This is a genomic window from Pseudorhodobacter sp. (assembly GCF_030452865.1).
Classification (GTDB): Bacteria; Pseudomonadota; Alphaproteobacteria; order Rhodobacterales; family Rhodobacteraceae; genus Pseudorhodobacter.
In genome coordinates, this window is record NZ_JAKDLJ010000357.1 from 1 (window position 1) to 3,692 (window position 3,692).

Genomic DNA, 3,692 nt, shown 5'->3' on the forward strand with positions numbered 1-3,692 from the left:
CGTCAGGCTCATAACCTGAAGGTCGTAGGTTCAAATCCTACTCCCGCAACCAAAAGAATTCGAATAAGTATTGTGCATTATATGTTCTTTTTCCGATTCCTTTTTTACACTAGAGCATGTTGCGGCTTTCCCGATTCAGGATTCCCACGAGGCATGATTTCTGATTCCTTGTCTGGATGACAGATATGGGGGATCGAGATGGGTAGACCACATCCTATGGCGCTTCGGTTGCGTGTAGTTGAGTTCGTTGAAGAAGGGCATTCGCACCGTTCGGCTGCTGCCCGGTTTCGGGTTTCGGTAAGTTTCGTCAACGACATGGTCATCTTGAAGCGCGAAACAGGCGCGCTTCACCCGCGAGCGCAGGGTAACGGTGGTGGTCATGGAAAACTCAAGATCGTAACGGACAGCATCAGGAGGCGGCTGGTCGAGAAGCCCGACCTGACCTTGGACGATTTGGTGGTGGAACTGGCGGATCGCCACGGTATCACGATCCACCGGGTTTCGGACTGGCGGTTCTTGCGCGGCCTCGGTTTGACACACAAAAAAAGATCTGCAAGCCGCCGAGCAGAAGCGGCCTGATGTCCGCGAGGCGCGCCACGTCTGGATCACGCGGCGTCAGCCTTTCATGCGCAACTTATTGCCACGCATAGGCTTTATCGACGAAACCTCGCTGAAGACGAACATGGCCAAGACCACCGGCTGGGCCCCGAAAGGCGCGCGACTGGTGGATCATGTGCCTTTCGGTCACTGGAGCACTCAGACCTTCATCGCCGCCTTGCGCCATGATCGGCTGGACGCGCCTTGGGTCATCGGCGGGCCAATGAACCGCGAGTTGTTCGATCTCTATGTCAAAACGCAGTTGGTTCCGGCTTTGCAGCCGGGCGACGTGATCATTCTCGACAACCTGTCATCGCATAAAAGCCCTGGCGCGGCAGCCGCGATGAAGGCCGTCGGCGCGTGGTTTTTGTTCTTGCCGCCTTATAGCCCGGATCTGAACCCTATCGAAATGGCATTCGCCAAGCTGAAAGCCCTCATTCGAAGGGCGGTAGCAAGAAGCTACGATGCGCTATGGCGGGCTGTCGGCCAAGTCTGTGATCTCTTCAGTGAAGAGGAATGCTATAACTTCTTCAAGGCCGCAGGATATGAGGCCGATTGAACGCAACACGCTCTAACGCAGAACTTCGCAAATATTTGAGAGCGGCTATCCAACGCACCCGGCCCAAATCCGACCTGAGCGCATTGAGCATCCAACGGCAGCTTTGCGCCCCGAGAGTCCGATAATGCACATTACTCCAATGACAGCTTTAGTACTGGCCATAGATCTGACAAAGCCCAGCCCGTTTAGTCAAGGCTTGATGAAAAGTTCTGTAGCGCCATACAACAAACGTATTCGTCCTGTGAGGGCCGCCTTTTCAGCTTGAGGGTCGTTTTGTATCGAGTGAACCTCATTTTCACTAAAACGTCAGATGCATCAGTCCGACACCGCTTCAACTGTCTGGGGGGCGAAAAGGCCCAAATTATAGCCTTCCAGCTTTACGACCTTTGAGAAGGGGTCGTCAAAATGTAGCATTGTTGCTGTGCCGGGGGTTACGGGCACCATTTTGTCTTGGGAAAGGCCCAGAAATGCGTTCAGGGCTGCGCGGATCACGCCGCTGTGGACGACGGCAAGAACATCGCCGTCTGCCGTTTTCAGCCAGTCGCGCAATCCTCCCACGACACGGTCAACGAAATCCTGCCACGCTTCGCCGCCCTTCGGGTGCCAGGTTCCTGCGCGCCATGCCCAGTAGTTTTCGGGGTGTTCCGCGATCAGATCAGGTTTGCGCCGTCCGGTCCATTCGCCCATGTTCAGCTCCCGCAACCTTACGTCTGCGGGGGCGTCTTCGAACCCGATCAGACCCACCGTCTCGCGGCAGCGCCCTAAATCGGAAGAGACGACACATTTGGGGTTCAGGCCGTCGATCAGGCGCTTGAAGGATAGGGCCTGTTCGATGCCGCGCGCAGATAGCTGCGCATTGTCATGCCCCTGCAGCCGTCGTTCGGCATTCCAGATGGTTTCGCCGTGGCGCATCAAGATCAGTCTCATTCTGTTACCCTTTGGCCTTCGGCGTTAAAAACAGCATCGGGGGCGCGTAAAAATGTCACTTCGACCTCTGCGCCCGGCTCGGCCCTAAAAAACCCGTCTACCATGGCGGTGACCCGCATGTCGCCGATCATACAGGTGACCATGGATTGCCCTGCGATTGGTGCAGATTCGGCGTATCGCGCCATGGCGCAGGGCAGCCCATCACGCCGCCCTACGGTGATATCTTGCGCGCGGTACAGCAGTTGCGCAGTTTCCAGCCCGGGCGCGTTCGTAGCCGATGCCAGATCGACGCCATTGAAGCGGAAGGCCGCACCATTGCGTTCAACGGGTATAAGATTGCCGGCAGGCGTGCCAAGGAATGTCGCGACAAATGTGGTTTGCGGCCGCAGTAGCAATTCATCGGGGGGACCGAACTGTTCCACCCGCCCATTCCGAAGCACCGCGACATGGGTCGCCATCGTCATCGCCTCAACCTGATCATGGGTCACATAGACCGATGTTGCCTTAGTGGCACGATGGATGCGCATCAATTCACTTCGCATGTCGACCCGCAGTTTGGCATCAAGGTTGGAAAGCGGTTCGTCCAGCAAAAGAATACCGGGGCGCGGGCCGATGGTGCGGGCAATCGCCACGCGTTGCTGCTGGCCGCCCGAGATTTCGGCGGGGTAGCGGTGGCGCAATGCTTCAATATCCAGAAACTTCAACACCTCGTCGATGCGGGCTGCCCGATCTTGCCGTGACCAGTTGGCAACCTTCAGCGGCCAGTCAATGTTGCCTTCGACCGTTTTGTGTGGCCAAAGCGCATAGCTTTGAAACACCAAACCGGCATCACGGGCGGCGGCGGTAATTGTGACTCCCGACTGCCCGCTGGTCACAACCTTGCCACCAAAGGAGATCTGCCCCTCGGTGGGCGGTTCCAACCCTGCCAACATCCGCAGTAGGGTGGATTTTCCGCAACCGGACGGCCCGACCAGCACCAGAAACGACCCCGGCGGCACGCTGATATTGACGTCGTCGACGGCTGTGTTGCCATTGAACCGCTTTGTCAGATGCTCGATGGCAATGGCGGGCGTGGTGGGGCTAATCGCGTTCATGCGGCTTTCCATCCCTGTATCCTGTTTTGTAAAATGTGAACCAGCAGCGATGCAGTCAGGCAGATCATCAGGATGACCAGCGTAATTGCATTGGCGAACTGCATGAAACCAAGGCCAGCGTAGTTAAAAGCCATCATGCTGAGGACCGGAGTGGTGGAGCTGAACAGCAGCACGACCAGCGACAGATCACGCACGATCTTGATGAACACCAAGATGCCCCCTGCAAAAACCCCGCGAATGGCCAGCGGCAGCACAATTTCCACCATGCGGCGGATCGGGCCTGCGCCGGTCATTTTGGCGCTTTCCTCGATGTCGAGGGAGATCTGGCTAAGGACGGCGCGGCCCGATTGCACCGCATAGGGCATCAGGTTGGCGGTGGCAGCAAAAACCAGCAGTGTGAAGGTGCCGTAAAGTGCCGGAATGGGGCCAAGCGAAGTGCCGTACATCGCGATATAGGCGGCGGCCATTGCGATGCTGGGGATGAACAGCGGCAGAAAAGCAAGTTGGCTTAACAG

At 57.1% G+C, this 3,692-nt stretch carries 4 protein-coding genes; 1 reads left to right on the top strand and 3 read right to left on the bottom strand.

The features are described from left to right. Positions 1-198: 198 nt before the first annotated feature. Positions 199-1,156 (top strand): IS630 family transposase gene (locus tag L0H65_RS16215; protein WP_301460191.1). Its coding sequence is split into 2 segments (ribosomal slippage): positions 199-540 and positions 542-1,156, totalling 957 coding nucleotides; the frame shifts between segments, so codons are not numbered across the junction. 315 nt (positions 1,157-1,471) lie between these two features. Here the strand turns inward: L0H65_RS16215 and L0H65_RS16220 are convergent. The 3 genes from L0H65_RS16220 to L0H65_RS16230 form a co-directional block, all read right to left on the bottom strand. Continuing rightward, a complete protein-coding gene (locus L0H65_RS16220; RefSeq protein ID WP_301460193.1) occupies positions 1,472-2,083 on the bottom strand; it encodes a histidine phosphatase family protein in 612 nt (203 codons plus the stop codon). Then, positions 2,080-3,177 (bottom strand): ABC transporter ATP-binding protein, encoded by a 1,098-nt coding sequence (locus L0H65_RS16225; protein ID WP_301460195.1) that lies wholly within the window; start codon positions 3,175-3,177, stop codon positions 2,080-2,082. Before L0H65_RS16225 ends, L0H65_RS16220 begins: the two co-directional genes overlap by 4 nt. After that, the coding region (locus L0H65_RS16230) for an ABC transporter permease subunit (RefSeq protein WP_301460197.1) at positions 3,174-3,692 on the bottom strand (519 nt) is incomplete at its 5' end. The genes L0H65_RS16225 and L0H65_RS16230, both read right to left, overlap by 4 nt.